The sequence below is a fragment of the Pseudomonas sp. PA-1-3F genome, from assembly GCF_021609665.1.
Lineage (GTDB): Bacteria > Pseudomonadota > Gammaproteobacteria > Pseudomonadales > Pseudomonadaceae > Aquipseudomonas > Aquipseudomonas paracarnis.
The window spans coordinates 24,045-42,202 of sequence record NZ_WJZD01000022.1 but is presented as its reverse complement, the minus strand read 5'-3'; the positions used below and the strand labels follow the sequence as shown (position 1 = coordinate 42,202).

Annotated in this window: 17 protein-coding genes; 4 read left to right on the top strand and 13 right to left on the bottom strand. The window is 55.1% G+C overall.

Annotated features, from left to right (window positions below; all coding sequences use genetic code 11):
- The first annotated feature begins 12 nt into the window (after positions 1–12).
- Both GIV26_RS16945 and GIV26_RS16940 read left to right on the top strand, forming a co-directional pair.
- A complete protein-coding gene (locus GIV26_RS16945; protein ID WP_150617886.1) occupies positions 13–483 on the top strand; it encodes a hypothetical protein in 471 nt (156 codons plus the stop codon).
- Positions 484–485: 2 nt separating this feature from the next.
- Positions 486–875: a hypothetical protein gene (locus GIV26_RS16940; protein WP_150617887.1), complete on the top strand. Its 390-nt coding sequence runs from the start codon at positions 486–488 to the stop codon at positions 873–875.
- 271 nt (positions 876–1,146) lie between these two features.
- Here GIV26_RS16940 and GIV26_RS16935 read toward each other — a convergent pair whose 3' ends face one another.
- Together GIV26_RS16935 and GIV26_RS16930 are read right to left on the bottom strand one after the other, a co-directional pair.
- A complete protein-coding gene (locus tag GIV26_RS16935) occupies positions 1,147–2,628 on the bottom strand; it encodes a Shedu immune nuclease family protein (RefSeq protein ID WP_236281591.1) in 1,482 nt (493 codons plus the stop codon).
- Positions 2,629–2,786: 158 nt separating this feature from the next.
- On the bottom strand, positions 2,787–3,227 hold the full coding sequence (locus GIV26_RS16930) for a 3'-5' exoribonuclease (protein WP_150617889.1): 441 nt from the start codon (positions 3,225–3,227) through the stop codon (positions 2,787–2,789).
- 468 nt (positions 3,228–3,695) lie between these two features.
- On the opposite strand from GIV26_RS16930, the gene GIV26_RS16925 reads away from it, so the two are divergent.
- Positions 3,696–4,028, top strand: coding sequence for a hypothetical protein (locus GIV26_RS16925; RefSeq protein ID WP_139048533.1), 333 nt, complete (start codon positions 3,696–3,698; stop codon positions 4,026–4,028).
- A gap of 177 nt (positions 4,029–4,205) precedes the next feature.
- On the opposite strand, the gene GIV26_RS16920 is transcribed toward GIV26_RS16925, so the two are convergent.
- From GIV26_RS16920 to GIV26_RS16890, 7 genes are all read right to left on the bottom strand, one after another.
- Positions 4,206–4,556, bottom strand: coding sequence for a copper-binding protein (locus GIV26_RS16920; protein WP_236281589.1), 351 nt, complete (start codon positions 4,554–4,556; stop codon positions 4,206–4,208).
- Positions 4,553–7,711 (bottom strand): efflux RND transporter permease subunit, encoded by a 3,159-nt coding sequence (locus GIV26_RS16915; protein WP_150617892.1) that lies wholly within the window; start codon positions 7,709–7,711, stop codon positions 4,553–4,555. The genes GIV26_RS16920 and GIV26_RS16915 overlap by 4 nt, the downstream gene beginning before the upstream one ends.
- A complete protein-coding gene (locus tag GIV26_RS16910; RefSeq protein WP_150617893.1) occupies positions 7,708–9,192 on the bottom strand; it encodes an efflux RND transporter periplasmic adaptor subunit in 1,485 nt (494 codons plus the stop codon). Before GIV26_RS16910 ends, GIV26_RS16915 begins: the two co-directional genes overlap by 4 nt.
- On the bottom strand, positions 9,189–10,445 hold the full coding sequence (locus tag GIV26_RS16905; protein WP_236281587.1) for a TolC family protein: 1,257 nt from the start codon (positions 10,443–10,445) through the stop codon (positions 9,189–9,191). The genes GIV26_RS16910 and GIV26_RS16905 overlap by 4 nt, the downstream gene beginning before the upstream one ends.
- 99 nt (positions 10,446–10,544) lie before the next feature.
- Positions 10,545–10,886 (bottom strand): hypothetical protein, encoded by a 342-nt coding sequence (locus GIV26_RS16900; protein ID WP_150617895.1) that lies wholly within the window; start codon positions 10,884–10,886, stop codon positions 10,545–10,547.
- 98 nt (positions 10,887–10,984) lie between these two features.
- On the bottom strand, positions 10,985–12,373 hold the full coding sequence (locus tag GIV26_RS16895) for a heavy metal sensor histidine kinase (RefSeq protein ID WP_150617896.1): 1,389 nt from the start codon (positions 12,371–12,373) through the stop codon (positions 10,985–10,987).
- Positions 12,370–13,053 carry a heavy metal response regulator transcription factor gene (locus GIV26_RS16890; RefSeq protein WP_007247298.1) on the bottom strand — a complete coding sequence of 228 codons (684 nt, stop codon included), beginning with the start codon at positions 13,051–13,053 and terminating at the stop codon, positions 12,370–12,372. Before GIV26_RS16890 ends, GIV26_RS16895 begins: the two co-directional genes overlap by 4 nt.
- Before the next feature lie 278 nt (positions 13,054–13,331).
- On the opposite strand from GIV26_RS16890, the gene GIV26_RS16885 reads away from it, so the two are divergent.
- Entirely contained in the window at positions 13,332–13,769 is a 438-nt protein-coding gene (locus tag GIV26_RS16885; RefSeq protein ID WP_191627721.1) for a DUF411 domain-containing protein, read from the top strand.
- Positions 13,770–13,817: 48 nt separating this feature from the next.
- Here the strand turns inward: GIV26_RS16885 and copD are convergent, their stop codons facing one another.
- The 4 genes from copD to GIV26_RS16865 all read right to left on the bottom strand — a co-directional run bounded on the left by copD (position 13,818) and on the right by GIV26_RS16865 (position 18,102).
- Positions 13,818–14,753: a copper homeostasis membrane protein CopD gene (copD, locus tag GIV26_RS16880; RefSeq protein ID WP_010205338.1), complete on the bottom strand. Its 936-nt coding sequence runs from the start codon at positions 14,751–14,753 to the stop codon at positions 13,818–13,820.
- Positions 14,754–14,755: 2 nt separating this feature from the next.
- Positions 14,756–15,139 carry a copper homeostasis periplasmic binding protein CopC gene (gene copC / locus GIV26_RS16875; RefSeq protein ID WP_007247295.1) on the bottom strand — a complete coding sequence of 128 codons (384 nt, stop codon included), beginning with the start codon at positions 15,137–15,139 and terminating at the stop codon, positions 14,756–14,758.
- Between the two features lie 73 nt (positions 15,140–15,212).
- On the bottom strand, positions 15,213–16,085 hold the full coding sequence (locus GIV26_RS16870; RefSeq protein WP_224796365.1) for a copper resistance protein B: 873 nt from the start codon (positions 16,083–16,085) through the stop codon (positions 15,213–15,215).
- A gap of 151 nt (positions 16,086–16,236) precedes the next feature.
- Positions 16,237–18,102, bottom strand: a complete 1,866-nt coding sequence (locus GIV26_RS16865) for a copper resistance system multicopper oxidase (protein WP_007247293.1) — start codon at positions 18,100–18,102, stop codon at positions 16,237–16,239.
- Positions 18,103–18,158: the final 56 nt, after the last annotated feature.

Below are 18,158 nucleotides of genomic sequence, written 5' to 3'. Positions count from 1 at the left end.
ACGAGATGCACGATGTTCAGGATTAGCATGCAAGACCAGGCCGGCCCGGTGGGTATGTTCGGGGACGGTCTCGCTCACTTCCACGCCATGTCGCGATCCTTGGTTACTCATTGGTATCACGTCAGTCTCAAGCGCCGGCATGAGGGACGGTTCGTAGCCTACGAAGAGATGCTGAACGATGAGCCACGCTTGGTGGAGTTACTGATCTCCCAAGACGAAAACGTGGTCATTCAAGAAGTCCAGGTCGTGACCCCTGCATGGATGAACAAAGGCTCGTGTTGGAAAATGGAAATGCTGACCTCCTTGTCCATGGGGTTCAATCAGGTGGAGGTGCCGGTCTGCGTTCTGCGGGTCGAGAGTGGTGATGTGTACGTCAATACCCATCAGCGCGACCTCGATGTCGATGCCTTGGTTGGTGTCAGGGAGCTATATCGGCGCAGTGCTGCAACCACCGGCGTAGCCTCAGCGTCGGAGGCTCTGTAGCTATGGACGACATCAATACCGTCGCGGTCGATTTACACGAAAAGCGCTACTCGGACTTCGACCTCCTTCGCATCGCCAAAGCAGTGAGTCAAGACTACGACGGGCTGGTCACCGCCTTTCTGGTGAATGTCCATATTCATGCATGCAGTGCCATTGGCGTTGTGTTCGGTCACATTTGCCCAGGGCCGTACCAACGATTTGCAGATGGTAGGCTGATTCGGACATCAGACATTCAGTCCGTTACGAAGGAAGGCAGGTTTTGGGTGATCAACACGGTCAACTCGAAGTACGTCATCGCGACGTTTAGGCGTGATGTCGGACGGCGTAGTCTGCGTGAATTCATGCGCATAGCGGGAGACAGGTATCTGCCAACACCTGATCGCCTCCAGTAGTCGTTGATCGTTGTTTTGGGCTTGCCCCTCTTCAGGGACGGGTGTCGTGAAGTAACCCGGAAAATCCGGGTTTCTGCCTTGGCGGGCGTCCACCCACAGGCCTCTGGCTCATTTAGCGCCTGCGCGCTCCGCTTGCTATCCTGATCGTCAGATTCACGGGGTGCCTTTCAGCCCCTGATCAGTCTGGACACCATAGATCAGCAGCCCGACCTCTTTGGGCGACCCAAAACTGCTGTAAAGCCTCAGCGGCCCCTCTACCAGTGACGGAATTCTAAAATGGTAAGTCTTCATCACTGAGGGGCAAGTGCGCTACTGGCGGTTTTGGCGTCAAAGCTTTATGAATGCCCTCAAGCCGACCTAGCATCTCGTCGAAGGTAATTACCAAGACATCCTTGAGGCTGTTCCGGTACTGCTCGAAGGCTCGCTGCTCACCAATCTTTGATGGGGTACGGCCAATGATGACGATGGCCGCCACGGCATGTGCATGGACACGGTCATCGAGATCCTCGCTCAGACCGAGAATGTTCTTCTGCAGAACGCTTCGCTGGCTAATGACTTGAGCCACGGATCCACCGAGTTCGTAAGATGGTACGTAGGTCTTGCGGTAGGCTTTTCCGAGTAGGTCGTGCTGAGGGTGTTTGATCTCGATCAGAGCAAGGTTTCCGGTGGCCTTCGCAGCCATCACGAAGTCGGAATACTGGCCCCCTTGACCTCTGATGTCCTTACCGCCTACATAGGGCTGTTCTGCAATCATCTTGACGGGATAACCGAACGCCATGTCGAGTACGAAAGAGTGCTCACGCAAGAAGCGTTGCCACTTGTTCTCGGCGGCGTTGCTTTCCAGCATTTTCCGATACACCTCAATGAGTTCGCCGAGCGTTATGAGCTCGATCTCAGACTTCAGCTGATAAAGGGTTTTCGGTGCAGATTTCGCCAGCGCGGAGACGCTTTGCTGGGCAAGCATGACTGCCTGCTTTTGATCTTTGGGTGATAGACGAGGTGCCACTGACCCCAGCGCTACAAGATTTGCAAGAAGATCTGGCGGGAGCTTGCGTTCACGTGGGGGATAAAGCTCGGGGGCCGCTTTGTGCAGGAGCCCCGTGTAGCAAACAAGTTTTTTGTCGGCAGCGGTTTCTCGCTGATGCCGTTGAGTTAGCCGATCAAGGCTTCGCTCCATTTTCTCAAGCTGAGCAACGCCTAAACAGAATTGATTGCCCTCGATTTTCGCATCAAAATTCCCTGGCCCACCGTGCAGAAACAGTGTGTCGATCCCCTCCAGGTCATTTAAAGCCTGGACGATATATCGGTACTCGTAGTGGAAGCCGAGACCGTAGCGCCAGTCTTTGGTGAGTCCTACAGGGAGAAGTCCTAGTAAATCCTCAAGCTCATCCTGATTGTTAGGATGTGGATATTCCTGGAAGACGGGGCGAGTAATCACTATCGACTGGATGGTGTCGTACTTGGGTTTACCGTACTCAGAGTGTTCCGAGCGGGCGTTGATAGGATAAATGGTCAAATACTCGGAGGTGACCATCAATAGGAGATGCCAGCCTGACCCATTGTCCGGCAGGGGTACATCGCTGTAGAAAACGAGTGTGGGGCCATAGTAGTCATTTTCGTCGTATTCGCCCGACTCCAGTGCTTCGAGTTCTCCCTCGCTCAACCCTCTCGCTTCGCTATTGTCGAAACGAAGGAATGGGCCGCCATCCGCGCGCTGTTGCATGGCGTACTGTGAGGGGCGCATGGATGGCATGTGCTTTCGTCCTTGGTCGAGATATGGTTTCTACTTGCCCACGCACTGGCGGGCCGAGTGCGAGTCTAGCGAGCCGCTAGTGTTTTGGAGAAGGGATTGATGAGAGCTTGTCTGGAGAGAGCGGTATAACACTGCGAAAGCTCCAAGTCGTTTATATTTCAACTGAACATGCCAGCGATGATCCTGGCGTCGAGCAAGGCGTGGTGAGGCAGCTCTTCACCCTCGCTAGTCGGAGTAAGTGTCGTCGCGTCAGTGGGGAAATTACGAACGATTCTGGGCCATCGTCCGCCGTCATAGACCAGATCGCAAAAAAGCTCCCAGTCGAACTGGGGAGCATCCGTGACGATCTCGATCTCCTTTTTGAACGACGTCAGAAACCTGAGCAGCGACTTCCTGGCTTCAACTATGGGCAGCGCATAGCTCCCACCCCACAGCTGCGGAAGCACGATTTCCTTCACGAAATCACTGCAGTCTTCTTCTTGCCAACCTTCGAGCAATTCCACGTAGAATTCGCGCCCATCCTCAGCCACCAATGCGAGTGATATCAGCTTCGCTGCTGCTGATAGTCGGGTAAACTCGCAATCAAGAAAGAGTCTCAAGTGGGTAGAACTCCGCAATGACTAGGGGTCGCCTGGATATGGTGCAGGAAGGTCAGTTGTGGGAAATGGCTCTCAAGCATTTTGGCTCAGACGGGCTCCTCAAGGTAGTCATAGAAATGTGGAGTCACGCTTCGCCTCCGCCCAAGCCAGTCGTGGAATACCTGTCCACCAAACAGGTGAGCCGAGAAGTCCTGAATATACTGAAAATTGCCCAGGAGCGAGTGGGTGCATTCGTTGCGGATCGGACACCGGTTCCAGACACCGTAATGCTGTACTCCCGGCACGCCAGTGACCTAGCAGACGGGCTCATTACGCGACTGCCGAAGGTGCAACTTTCCCGAGCCTGGAGGGGTTTTTGTCTTGAAATTGACCTAGGGATTTGAAATCTCCGCCTGCTCCATAGGGCATCTTGGCGTAAGCCTTTCCAAACAACTTGTTGAGTTAATTGCTGTTCTATAGAGACGATTTATGAAAGCTGATTTAACTGAAGAAGAAATGCGCCGCGCCTTATTCGGTACAGCTAAGCCTGAAGAGGTTCTTGCATCTCCAGCACCGGAACCTGTGACAGAAGTCGTCTTCACAAAGCCGATAGCTGACTCTGCAACCAAGAAGAAACCGGCGAAACCGTTCACGCCTAGGCTCAGGGTCACGCTTCGAGTTGGAAACGAATTTGAGGGGAAGATGCACGAGCTGATCCATGAGGCCGACACGCTGAGTTCGTTGCTTGCTGAGCAAGAAGCTGTGAAGGCTGCTAGGAAGAAATACAAATACGTGGAAGTGGAATCCGTTCAGTCGATGTAAAAGACACAGCTGTGAGGATTGCCTACCTGGTAAAGATCGCTGAGCAGCATCGGGGGATATTCTGATTGTTGATCGAAGCGTCGATGCGGCCAGTGGAGATGTCGCTATCGCAACGTTTGGCGATACTTGAACTGCAACCGACACGACGAACCGTGCCGGTTTTTTAGCATCGCAGGCTCATTTTCTTATAGACACGATTGTGGCTTTGCCACCCTCTAGACGAAAGGCAAACGAGACACGGTCTCCGGCTGCCAGCCCTTTCAACTGATCCTCTGTCGCGGAAAACGCCATAGTCATCGGTGGCCATTGCACCGATGGAACAGCGCCGTGAGCAATGGTCACGGTATGCTTCGTAGGGTCGATAGCCCTCACCGTTCCGTCGGCAGTGGCTACTGGAGCCTGCTTTGTTTCGTGCTTCATTTCCATGCCCTCCATACCGTCCATTTTCATGCCCGGCATGTCCGCCGCCAAGGCAGAAAACGACAGCGTAACTACGGTGCTAGCAACTGCAATCAGGGTCAATTTCAAACGACTTTTCCTTGGGTGAGGTTGGGTTCAACTTGGAGGCGACGGCGACGCATCAGGCGATACGCTGCCGGAATGACAAACAGGGACAGCAAGGGTGCCGTGACCATGCCGCCGACCATGGGCGCGGCGATGCGGCTCATGACTTCGCTTCCGGTGCCGCTGCCCAGCAGGATGGGTAACAGACCGGCAATGATCACGGCCACGGTCATGGCCTTGGGTCGAACGCGCTGCACAGCGCCTTCACGAATCGCCGCCACCAGCCCGCGCTCAGTGCTGTCGCCGAGGTCTTCACGCTCGGCCCAGGCGTTTTTCAGGTAGAGCAACATAATCACGCCGAATTCGGCGGAAACCCCGGCTAAGGCGATAAAGCCGACTCCGGTGGCGACCGACAGGTTAAATCCCAATAGATAGAGAAACCATGCTCCACCAGTCAGTGCGAATGGCAATGTGGCCATGATCAGTAAGGCCTCATCGAAGCGGGCGAAAGTGAGGTAGAGCAGCACGAAGATGATCAACAGGGTGGCAGGCACTACCAGTTTGAGGCGTGCGTTGGCCCTTTCGAGAAACTCGAACTGTCCTGAGTAGCTCAGGCTCATACCGGGCTGCAACTTGACCTGCTCATTGACGATCCGGCGTAGATCGGCGACCACCGAGGCAATGTCTCGTCCGCGCACATCGATATACACCCAACCTGAAGGCCGTGCGTTCTCGCTCTTGAGCATCGGCGGCCCGTCGCTGACCTTGATCTTCGCCACTGTGCCAAGGGTGATCTGACTGCCTAGCGGGGTGTAGATTGGCAACTGCTCTAGAGCGCCGAGCGAATCCCGCCACTCCCGTGGGTAACGGACGTTTATCGGGAAGCGTGCAAGCCCTTCAATGGTCTCCCCGACGTTTTCACCGCCGATAGCACCAGCCACAATGGACTGCACATCAGCGATATTCAGTCCGTAACGGGCGGCGGCCTTGCGGTCGATATCTACATCGATATAGCGGCCACCGGTCAGTCGCTCGGCCAGAGCCGAGCTGACACCGGGCACATCCTTGGCCACCCGCTCGACCGCCTGAGTTGCGGCATCGATCTCGGTCAGGTTTGTACCGGCAACCTTTACTCCGATGGGGCTTTTGATCCCGGTGGCCAGCATGTCGATACGGTTGCGAATCGGCGGTATCCAGATATTGGTCAGCCCTGGAACTCGTACCACTCGATCCAGTTCTTCCACCAGTTTCTCCTGGGTTATGCCTGGGCGCCATTGCTCGTGTGGCTTGAACTGGATAGTAGTTTCGAACATCTCCAGCGGTGCCGGGTCGGTGGCGGTTTCGGCGCGCCCCGCTTTACCGAAGACGTGTTCGACTTCGGGCACGGTCTTGATCAGGCGGTCGGTCTGTTGCAGCAGTTGCGCCGCTTTTTGCGCCGACAATCCCGGCAGAGCCGAAGGCATATAGAGCAGGTCGCCCTCGTCCAACGGGGGGAGAAACTCACCACCCAAGCGAGACATTGGCCATAGCGCACTGACAAAAACCAATAGCGCCACCAGCAGGGTGATCTTTGGTCGACGCAAGACTGCGTCCAAGGCTGGCTGATAGATCCGAATCAACCACCGGTTCAACGGGTTCTGTTGCTCACTGGGGACTCGCCCTCGAATCCAGTAGCCCATCAGCACGGGCACCAAGGTCACTGACAATCCCGCCGCAGCGGCCATGGCGTAGGTCTTGGTGAAAGCAAGTGGGCCGAACAGCCGTCCTTCCTGAGCTTCTAGGGTGAACACTGGAATGAACGACAGGGTGATGATCAACAAACAGAAGAATAGCGCCGGGCCTACCTCTGCCGCCGCTTCGGTCATCACATGCCAATGAAGCTCCCCCTTCAGTTCTTCCCCTGGGTTTGCTACATGCCACGCCTCAACCTTCTTGTGGGCGTTCTCGATCATTACCACGGCAGCATCCACCATGGCGCCGATGGCGATGGCAATCCCACCCAAGGACATGATGTTGGCGTTGATGCCTTGGTAGCGCATGACGATGAAGGCAATCAAAACTCCCACCGGCAGGGAGATGATCGCCACCAGCGACGAGCGTAAGTGCCAGAGGAAGATCCCACAAACCAACGCGACAACGATGAACTCTTCGATGAGCTTGTGGCTGAGATTTTCCACAGCGCGGTCGATCAGCTTACTGCGGTCGTAGGTGGTGACGATTTCCACCCCAGACGGCAAACTTTTTTTCAGCTCGTCGAGTTTGGTCTTGACCGCAGCAATGGTCTCGCGAGCATTCATGCCGCTGCGCAAAATCACCACGCCGCCGACGGTCTCGCCCTCACCGTCGAGTTCGGTGATGCCACGCCGCATTTCCGGCCCCAGCTGGATCGTGGCGACATCGCCAAGGGTCACCGGCACACCGCCCGAGCCAAGCTTCAGTGGGATCGCCCGAAAGTCATTGAGTGTCTTTAAGTAGCCGGAAGCACGCACGATGAACTCGGTCTCTGCCATCTCCAGCACCGCACCACCGGTTTCCTGATTGGCCTTGCCGATTGCATCGGTCACCTCAGACTGAGTGATGCCGAGGCTGGCCAGTTTGAGCGGATCAAGCTGCACCTGGTATTGCTTAACCATGCCTCCCACGGTGGCCACTTCCGCAACGTTCGGTAGGGTCTTGAGTTCAAACTTGAGGAACCAGTCCTGAAGAGCGCGAAGTTGTGCCAAATCGTGCCCGCCACTGCGATCCACCAGTGCGTACTGATAGATCCAACCCACCCCCGTCGCATCCGGCCCCAACGCCGGTTTGGCGCTGGCCGGCAAGCGGCTTTGTATCTGACTCAGGTACTCCAACACCCGCGAGCGAGCCCAATACAAGTCAGTGCCGTCTTCGAACAGCACGTAGACAAAACTATCGCCAAAGAAGGAATAACCACGCACGGTCTTGGCCCCCGGCACCGAGAGCATGGTGGTGGCCAACGGATAGGTGACCTGGTTCTCGACGATCTGCGGCGCTTGTCCTGAATAAGGGGTGCGGATAATCACCTGTACATCGGAGAGGTCTGGCAACGCGTCAATGGGCGTGCTTTGCACCGACCAAATACCCCAAGCGGTGACAAACAGTGTCGCGAGTAGCACTAGGAATCGGTTGGCTACTGACCAACGAATCAGGGCAGCAATCATGGCTGGCCCCCCGATTTATTCAGGCGTTCAACACGCAAGCCATCATCGGTCTGGCTCACCGCGACCCGAACCTTGTCACCAGCCTTGAGGCCCTGCATCAGCGCCGGACTAGCGAGAGGGAAAGTCATCGTCATGCCAGGCATACCGAGCGTCTTGAAAGGGCCGTGGGCGAGCGTGACTTCTTTATCGTCGATCTCAACGATCTGGCCATCAGCCTCATGAAAACTGGAGGCTGTTTCACTGGGTGGCGACTCCTCCTCCGTGCGAGCAACAATGCCTTTAAGACTGGCCTCCGAGTCGAGCAGGAACTGGCCAGATGTAACCACCTTCTGGCCTGCTTCCAGACCTTTCACTATCGCCGTTTTGCCATCGCTTTCCTGCCCAAGGAGCACCTCCACGGGACGGTAGCGGCCAGCGTCTTCGGCGAGCATCACCAGCGCTCGTCGGCCAGTGCGAATCACCGCCTCACTCGGCACCCACAATACACTTTGCTCGGTCGAACGATTCAGGCGTACTTGCGCCGTCAAACCCGGCCTGAGGCGCCCGTCCGGATTGGGTAACTCGACACGTACCCGAAGTGTGCGGCTGTCCGGATTGGTCTCGGGCAAAATCGCGCTGACGTTGCCGCTAAGTGTTGTTCCTGGGAAGGCTGGCAGACGCGCTTCGACTGCCTGCCCCACGGTGATAGCTCCGGAATCCGATTCTGGAACGGCCACGGCTAACCAGACACTGCTCAAGCCATTGACGCGGGCCAGAGTATCGCCAGCCGACACGGTCATACCCGCACGTACATTCAGCTCTTGCAGCACGCCGCTGATAGGACTGGTGAGGGTCAGGTTCGGCTGGACTTTGCCACTGCGCTCTACCTGGGTGATCAGCGCAGCTGGCATCCCTGTGAGCCGCAGTCGCTGTCGGGCCGCAGCCAATAGGTCAGCATCACCGTTGTGCTTAATGGCAAGGAACTCTGTCTGGGCAGCCGCCCACTCCGGCACCAGGATATCTGCCAGGGCCGCGTTGGCCTTGAGCACATCACCGGGAGCATGGGCATAGACCCGTTCCACAAAGCCAGGGGTGCGTGCCTGTATCACCGCAACATCTCGTTCGTTGAACGCCAAGACACCCGTCACATCAAGGCTGGAGTCAAAGATTCCACGGGTGACTGTTGCAAAACGCAGACCGAGATTCTGGGTCAGACTCGGATCGATACTGACGGTCGCACGATCTCCTGCGCCACCGGCGTACAGAGGAACCAGCTGCATGTCCATGAAAGGGGATTTACCCGGCTTATCGAACTTTTGCTGCGGGTACATGGGATCGTACCAATACAGAGCCTTGCGTTCCTCTGAGGAGTTGGGACTCTGCTCCGGGCTGGCACCAGGTACTCCGCTCACGCGTTGATCTGCGAACCAGTAACCACCGGCAATACCGAATGCCAGGGAGACGCCTACCAACAATGCCCCATTCCATTTTTTGAGGTTCATTGGCTGGATTCCCCATAAGCAAAATACAGACGCGCACTGGTCAGCGCTCGCTGCTCCTCCACGTCGATCTGTTTGAGGCGGACTTCAATGAGTTCACGCCGGGCGGCAACAACGGCGTTCAAATCGCCTTTGCCGGCGCGATAACTCGCCATGCTGAGTTCGACCTTTTCCTTGGCCAGCGGCAATAGGCTTTCCTGGTTTCGGCGCACGGCACGATTCAGGCGCTCATAGTCAGCTAGTTCGTTTTCCAGTTGCTGGGTGTGCTCGCGAGACAGAGCCTCTCGCTCGGCCTCAAGCTGGCTGAGCTCAGCCTGTTTGGCCGCGATTTTGGGGTTTTGCCGGGAGTCAGGAAACAGTGGCAGATCCCAGGAAAATTGCACACTGACCATGTCGCCAAACTCACGGCCACGGCGCTGGTAATCCAGTTCCCAGCTCCAGTCCGACTGCTTCTCCGACACGGCTTCACGAACCTTGGCTTGCGCTTCACGGGTCATCGGCGCAAACGCTGCCAACTCGGGATGGTGTTGCAGTTTATGGGCGTAGCTTGATGGATCGACAGGCCATTGAGGCAAGCTGCCCACAGGCTTGTCGTTGGCGGCGGAGCCAATCCAGCGTTTGAGGGCTGCTCGCGCCTGTGCTCTCTGGAGAGTCAGATCGTCCTGTTGCTCCGCCAGTTGAGCTGCTTCTTGCTTGGGTGTCACCGCATCGGCAGGTTGAGCGCGGCCACCGGCAATTTGGGCCCGGACGGTATCGCTCAGCAGGCGGTTTTCTTTGTAGAAGTCCTGGAACAGCACATCTTTGCGCTCAACCGAGTAGCTGCTGATCCAGGCCAACGCCGTGGACTGGCGCACCTTCAGACGTTCGACTCGACGCTCCGCAGAGGCACGATCAATAGCTGCATCGGCGACTTCGATACGCGCTTTGCGCTTGTCGCTATTGGGCATCTCCTGTCTGACCCCGACCATCTGCATGGTCATGAAGTCCTGGTCGATACTCCAACGATCCGGGCCGCCGATGGGGTAGTTCTGCACGCCCACCAAGAGCTTGGGATCAGGTAATTCACCAGCAGGGATGGCTGCACTGTTGGCAGCCTGAATTTTCGCGTCTTGTGCGGTCAGCGACGGCGCATTGTTTTCTGCCAGCCGCAACGCTTCATCGAGCGTCAACGCGGCAGCGAAACTCGGCAACGCCAGCACGCTTGCCGCTAGGCCGGCCACGAGAGACCAGCCTGTGCAATTGCACTTGGAGTTCATGTTTACGATTCCTGTAATCATCCACTGCACGCGTCAAAAGACATGCGCGCAGCTAGTCCATCCCGCTAATGCAGAATGAGGCTCAATGTCGGACAGGAATTAAACGCGAGGGGGTCGCCATACTCCGGACGGGGTATGTACAGGCAATGAATCGCTAGAAAAGGAAAGGACTACAGGATCAAACAGTGTGACAGGGGGCTTAAAGACCGAAACTTCCAACATACCGCCTGTTTTGCATTCTTGGCCCGGCTTACAAGGCTTTCCGTGCTCAGGAGAGCTTTTCATGTCGTTGCAGCAGTCCATCTTCATGTCGTCCATCATCGCCATGCCCATGGTCTTCATGGGGCAAGGTTCTGTGGGTGCCTGAACGCCCGCCATTCCGGACAAAGGAAGCGTCAAGCTGATCAGAAGAAGCATGCAAAGCCGCAAATAGCGTTTCATAGAGGCGGAGTGTAGTCGGTGCAAATGGGACTTACAATTGGACAGCTAAAAGTGAAGCTTCGACCTGGTAGCTCTGATTTCGGAGCGCCCCCAGCCTTTCACCCATGCGCAACAGGCCAAGCAGGCAGGCTTATCGTAAAAGTCGTTCGCCCTGCAGCGGAAACACACCCAACGGTGCCGCCATGAGCATCTACTAACGACTTTACAATTGCCAAACCCAGCCCTGCATTGTTTGTAGAGCTCTCCCTTCGCGCAGGGTCAACCCTATAAAACCGGTCAAACAGCCGAGGTAGATGTTCAGCGGCGATTTCTTCGCCAGGATTTTGCACTGATAAACTGATCATGCTGCCGTATGACTCGATTTTTACAGAAATGGTGCCGCCAGAGGGCGTGTACCGGATCGCATTCGATAGCAAATTGGAAACCATCCTGTCCAGCATAGTCCTGTCACCACGCACCTCACCGTATCCAATGACCTGTAGCTTCAAACCGGTGTCATCTGCCAGCAGTTGGTAATACTCCAAGAGTTTCTCCACCACTGACCGAATTTCGACTTTTTCTTTCGCGGGTAGAACCAGGCCGTTATCAGACTTTGCTAAAAAGAGCATGCCATCGATGATGCTTGAAAGTCGGTTGAGATCTTCCAGATTGGAGTAAAGATTCTCCTCATATATTTCTGGCGCACGCTTTTTTGTGAGAATCACTTCAGTATGTGTTCGCAGATTACTAATTGGCGTACGTAGCTCATGGGCGATATCGGCTGAGAAATTAGATAATCGAGAAAACGATTCTTCTAGCCGAGCAAGCATGGCATTGAACGAAGTGACGAGTAGCTCAAGCTCACGGGGCACAAAATCCATCGGAATTCGCTCTTTCAGCGATCCAGCTGACATCGAAGCGGCAACCTGCGTCACCCGTGCGACGGGTTTCAACCCGCTACGCGCAACCAACCAACCCAAGCCGGCGCTGACCAACGCACTGATCGCCAAACCTATTACCAACCACCAACGTAAAGTCTCCACGAAATGCATGTGGCTTGTGATATCCATACTCAGCCAGGCCGTCAGTGGCTCTGATTCATTCACCAAATGAACTTGGGCTTTCATCCCTCGGTACAGATGGCCTCCGTCTGTCCACTCCCACATATCATCATCAGGGGCATCAGGAGGAATAGAAGGATGCTGAGCTGCGTTAGAGGTTGCAAAGATCGTTTTTCCCCCCTGCATGACAATCGAGGCTGAGAGTTCCTGGTGCGCCCCCAACAACGCTTGTAACTGAAGCAATACATCCGAACGGTCAGCTGAGCCAGCTTCACCGTCCATGATTTGACGAATTGATTCGAGCTTTTCTGTCATAGCTTGCCGGTCGAGTGCCTTGAAGTGATGCCGGCTGAAACCGTCGAAGGTAAAGCCTGCTACCACGAGCACTGCGACTACAGCGCACACAAACATCAGGCTTAGACGAAGCGTTAGAGACGGGCGCTTCATTCTGCGTCCGGGGCATCAAGCATGTAGCCCATGCCTCGCGAGGTCTGAATCAGCTTTGTATCGAAATCATCATCAATCTTGGCCCTAAGCCTGCGAATGGCGACCTCAATCACGTTGGTATCGCTGTCGAAATTCATATCCCAGACCTGGGATGCGATGAGCGACTTTGAGAGAACCTCCCCCCTGCGGCGCATCAGCAGTTCCAGCAAAGCAAACTCCTTGGCTGTCAGGTCAATGCGTTGACCTGAGCGCGAGGCCCGACGTTTGAGCAAGTCGACTTCAAGATCGCCGATTTTGATAGACGTCAGATTGGGAGCACCGGCACCCCGACGCAGCAGGCTTCTGACGCGAGCGAGTAGCTCAGAAAACGCGAACGGCTTTACTAAATAATCATCTGCACCAAGCTCTAAGCCTCTAACTCGGTCATCGACTCCGTCCCTGGCTGTAAGGAACAAAACGGGAACCAAGCTTCCCGCTGCGCGAACACTTTGAATGACGTCCCAGCCGTCAATCCCAGGCATCATCACGTCCAGAATCAGAAGGTCGTAACTCTCGTTCAGCGCCTGATGCAAAGCCTCCGTGCCTGTCAGCACCCGGTCGACGTTAAAGCCCGCTTCCAAGAGTCCTTGCTGGAGATACATTCCGGTTTTGGGTTCGTCTTCTGCTACCAGGATTTTCATGGTGGAACTCCAGCTGGGCGTACCTCAAGTGTGCTACGAAACCGACAACGATGCGCAAGCTGACGCAAATGTAATCGCTCTGACAGGTGGCAGAAAGCGCCTAGGCACCATGGCATGGAAGGGCGTAAGCAGCTAGACGGCAGCTTACGAAAATGTAATCGGCAATGATCAGTTTTTGCGCTTAACCTACCTTGGAACGGTGCGGATGCGAGGCCATGGTTAATGGCCAAGGCATATATAGCAACCGCGCAACGAATGTTAAAGAGGGCATCAACATGATGAAGCGCAAGTTATTACTCGCCACGGGGCTGATGTTCATGGGCGTTGCACAAGCTGCGGAGCAGCTCAGTATCGATGTCCACCGTGACGCGAATTGCGGATGCTGTAAGGAGTGGGTCAAGCACTTGGAATCGAATGGATTCAAGGTGACTGACCATGTGGAAAGCGATATGAACGCGATCAAGAAAGGGCTGGGTGTGCCGCAGGGTCTCGCTTCCTGCCACACGGGCATTATTGGTGGGAAATTCGTAGAAGGCCATGTTCCAGCGGACGACATTAAGAAGTTGAATGATCGTCCCGACCTTGTAGGGATTGCAGTGCCAGGCATGCCAGCAGGTTCGCCTGGTATGGACTATGGCCAGAAACATCAACCTTACCAAGTCCTGGGCCTCACCAGGGAAGGCGCGCAAGAGGTGGTCGCTGACTACCCGAAATGATCGTCACGCAGATCTGAGCGACCAGTGTTGCTCAGACCTGCCTAGGCACTACCCTTGGGCCATCTCGATTGAAGGGCTGAGCGTTCCTAGCCAAGCCACCAAGCAAACAATGACAACTGCACAGGTCGATTCGAGCAGCACGCTCTTTTTCAAAGCCGCGACTGCGGCAGAATAATCACCCCCGCTTACAGAGCGTTCCAGTGAGGGGCTCAGGTAGAAACGATTGAGGGTCGCGAGCCCGAGCATGCCAGCGAACAATATGATTTTTGCTAGGAGGAGAATGCCATAGGTACTGGTCACTACCTCTGTAATGATCGGCCCGACAATGAAAAGATAATTAGCGACTCCGGTGAGTATGATCGTACCCACAATGAACCCGCCCGCTGTTTCGAATCCCTTGAGCGCCCGAGTCAAAACCCGTACGAGTTGCTCAGGATTGCCTCCCCTCATGCTCAGCATCAGAGCAAAGGCTGCCAAGGCTCCAATCCAACCGCCAGCAGCCAGTAAATGGAGAATATCCGCTGCGAAATGCCAGAACCGTCTAGCCCCCTCATCCATCGCCCCGTGACCAGTCCATGGGAGCGTAGCTAAGGCAATACTGCCCGCTACGGTAGCTATCCAAAGACTAGCCGATGGCAACCGAGTGCTTTGGCTTGCAGCGATTATCACCACCGCAAGCGAGACCATACGTGCTATCCAGCTGTAACCGATCTCGGTTTCAGAGAGCATCATTTCAAGGTGGGGTAACAGCTCCGCCCAGTTGGATGCACCGCTCATGTTTTTTGTCATGACCAAGAACGTGGCCACAGAAAGAAGAATGCCTATAACGGCAGCCCCACTCAGCAGCGACCCAAAATGCAACACCGTTCCCGAGACGCGCTCTTTCCCGCGAAAGCTGTACAGCCCGAACACTGCGAGCCCGAACAGGAGCATCAAATCCAGATAAAGCGCGAGGCGCAGCGCCACATTCAAAGGGTCGCTCATGCTTATTTCACTTTGAAAGTTACGGCACCGGTAATTGGATGAGTGTCGGACGATACTGCCCGCCATTCTACTTTGTAGGTGCCCGTTGTCAGGGGCGATGAAGGCGTGATTACCATGGTCTTCGGATCATTTCCGCCTGCTACGCTGGCTTTTACGCCCATAGGTGAATTCGGCATGCCTGGCATATCAGTCATGATCAGCTTGGCACCAGAGAACTGGGTAACCAGGTTTTCGGAAAAATGCAGTTCGATTTTGGAAGGGGCCGCACCGGATTCGCCTTCTGACGGAGTCGAAGACAACAGCTTCGGGTGAGCTTGAGCGACCGAGCTCAGCAAAATACCGGATGAAAGAGCGACAGCCACTACGCAGGATTTCAAGAACGACATGCAAGGCTCCTCACAGCGCATAGCTGTTGTAATGAGGTTGAGTAATTATTTTTTTGGTGCCATTAACTCTGGTTTAGAACCAGACCCGAACGCCTAGCACCAGGCGTGCTTCGTTATTGTCTTCGCCTTCCTCGCTGGCGTAGTCAGCCGTTTTTCCATAACTACGATTCCAGGTTACGCCCACGTAAGGAGCGAATTGTGGACGGATCTCGTACCGGAGCCGCAGACCAATCTCACTTTCTGATAACCCGGAGCCAATGCCACGCTGGGGATCGTTTTTCCCGTAAAAATTGAATTCTGCAGTCGGTTGCAAAATGAGCTTATTGGTCAAAAGGATGTCGTAGTCTCCTTCCAGCCGCGCCGCAGTCTGGCCACCTTCGCCCAGATAAGCAGTAGCCTGGGCTTCGAAGTTGTAGAGCGCCAAGCCCTGGATGCCGAAAGCCGCCCACGTTTGTGGATCACCTGGTTTGAAGTCTTGGCGAACCCCACCGACGAGATCCCACCAAGGGCTGATAGCGTGCCCCCACAGAGCTTGAATCTCGGCTTCCTCTGTCTTCCCATTGGTGCGCTCACCTTCAGAACGCAACCATAGGCGATCCACATCACCGCCTATCCAACCTTGAGCTTCCCAGTTCAGCACGCTCCCTTCATCAGCGTCCTGCCATTCCAATTTTTCGAAAATGAAATACGAGTTAAGAGCGGTGTCATGAACCTCATGGCCGCCAGGAGCTTTATAAACTGCGGCTCTCGCAGCATTTGTAATTGGGGGTATTGGAGTTCGGCTCTCAGTTCGACCCTGCTGCTTGGCGGGCTGCATCCCCTGCATCTGGCTATGATCCATGTCCTGCATTTGGGAGTGATCCATGCCCTGCATTTGGGAATGATCCATGCTCTTCATCTGGCTGTGATCCATGCCCTGCATTCGGGAGTGATCCATGCCCTTCATCTGGCTGTGATCCATGCCCTGCATTTGCCCGTCGTCTGCAGACTGAGTGGTGTCAGCGGCTGCCGGCAGGACAAAGCCAAGGCTGAGAGCGAGCGTAGCTACAACCGAGTGAATGCGAGTGCCACAAAAATAGTTGCTCATAGTCGTCCCCTTATTCCTCTACTCGCACTTCTCGGAACATGCCCATTTCCATGTGATACAGAAGATGGCAGTGGTAGGCCCAGCGACCTAGCGCATCGGCGGTGACTCTGTAGCTGCGCTTCGATCCTGGCGGCATGTCGATGGTGTGTTTTCGAACAAGGAACTGACCATTTTCGTCTTCAAGATCGCTCCACATCCCATGCAAATGAATGGGGTGCGTCATCATAGTGTCGTTAACGAGCACGAACCGAACCCGCTCGCCATACTTCAGTTTCACCGGTTCGGCGTCAGAAAATTTCACGCCGTTGAACGACCAAGAGAACTTCTCCATATGCCCGGTCAGGTGCAGTTCGATAGTGCGGCTTGGCTCACGGCCATCAGGATCCTCAAACGTGCTCCTGAGATCTGAATATGTCAGCACCTTGCGACCATTATCACGAAGGCCCATACCAGGGTCGTCAAGCTTCGGCGAGGTGGACATTGCTTGCATGTCGACCAGAGGGTTGTTGGATTCCGTCTTGGGGTGCGACTGCATGTCCCCCATTCTATCCATGCCTTCCATAGACATTTTGCTGTGATCCATTCCGGCCATGCCTTCCATGCCGGACATATCCTGCTTAGCGCCATGGTTCATCGATGTCATGGAGCCGCCGTCCATTCCCGACATGCCATCCATCGAACTATCACCCACGCTGGCCATTTTGCTGTGATCCATCCCAGCCATATTGCCCATACCCCCCATCGAGCCATGATCCATACCCGCCATACCCATGTCGGCCATGGTGACGAGAGGACGAGGATCGAGCTCGGGTACAGGTGCGACTAAGCCTGATCGAACAGCCAAAGTACCTCGGGCATATCCCGACCGATCCATCGACTGTGCGAACAACGTGTAGGCTTCTTGGGTGGGCTCGACTATTACATCGAACGTCTCAGCTGTGGCTATTCGGAACTCATCCACGCTCACGGGTTTTACATACTGGCCATCGGCGGCCACAACAGTCATCTTCAGCCCAGGAATACGGACGTCGAAGTAGCTCATTGCCGAACCATTGATGAATCTCAACCTGAGTTTTTCGCCAGGTTTGAAGGTGCCTGTCCAGTTCGAATCAGGAGCTTGGCCGTTCATCAAATAGGTGTAAGTTGCGCCACTGACGTCTGCGATGTCAGTGGGGTTCATCTTCATTTCAGCCCACATCTTGCGATCAGCAACGGTGGCTGACCAACCTTTGTCAGCCACGTCATTTATAAAGTCGCTAACCGTTCGCTTGTGGGTGTTGTAGTAGTCAGCCTGCTTCTTTAGCGTTTTCATCAACGAGGCCGGATCTTCATCCGTCCAATCGGTGAGCATCACGACGTAGTCGCGGTCATACACAAACGGTTCGGGGTCTTTCGCTTCAATTACTAACGGGCCATACACACCGACCTGTTCCTGAAAGCCGGAATGACTGTGATACCAGTACGTTCCATTCTGGGTTACCTTGAATTGATAGACGTATGTACCGTCCGGCTCAATCCCGTGGAAGCTAAGGCCAGGTACACCATCCATATTGGCGGGGAGAATGATCCCGTGCCAGTGAATGGAAGTCATGTCCTTCAGGCGGTTTTTGACGCGCAAAGTTACCGTGTCACCCTCACGCCAGCGCAGGAGGGGCCCCGGAAGCCCTCCATTGATCGTCAGCGCTGTACGGCGATTGCCAGTGATGTTTACCGGCGTTTCTCCAATAAACAGGTCGAACTCCGTTCCTGACAGGACATTCGCTTCCCCAGGGCCAGGTGCAGCCCATACAGGGGTACGCCAGAGCCCTAAGCCTGCAAGAATTCCGCCTGCGGTGAGTCCTTTTACGAAGGTGCGCCGAGAGGTGTTGGAGTGCATACCGATTCGTGTCCCGTCAGTCGGAGGGAGGCGCGCACTACTGCGCACATTCCAAT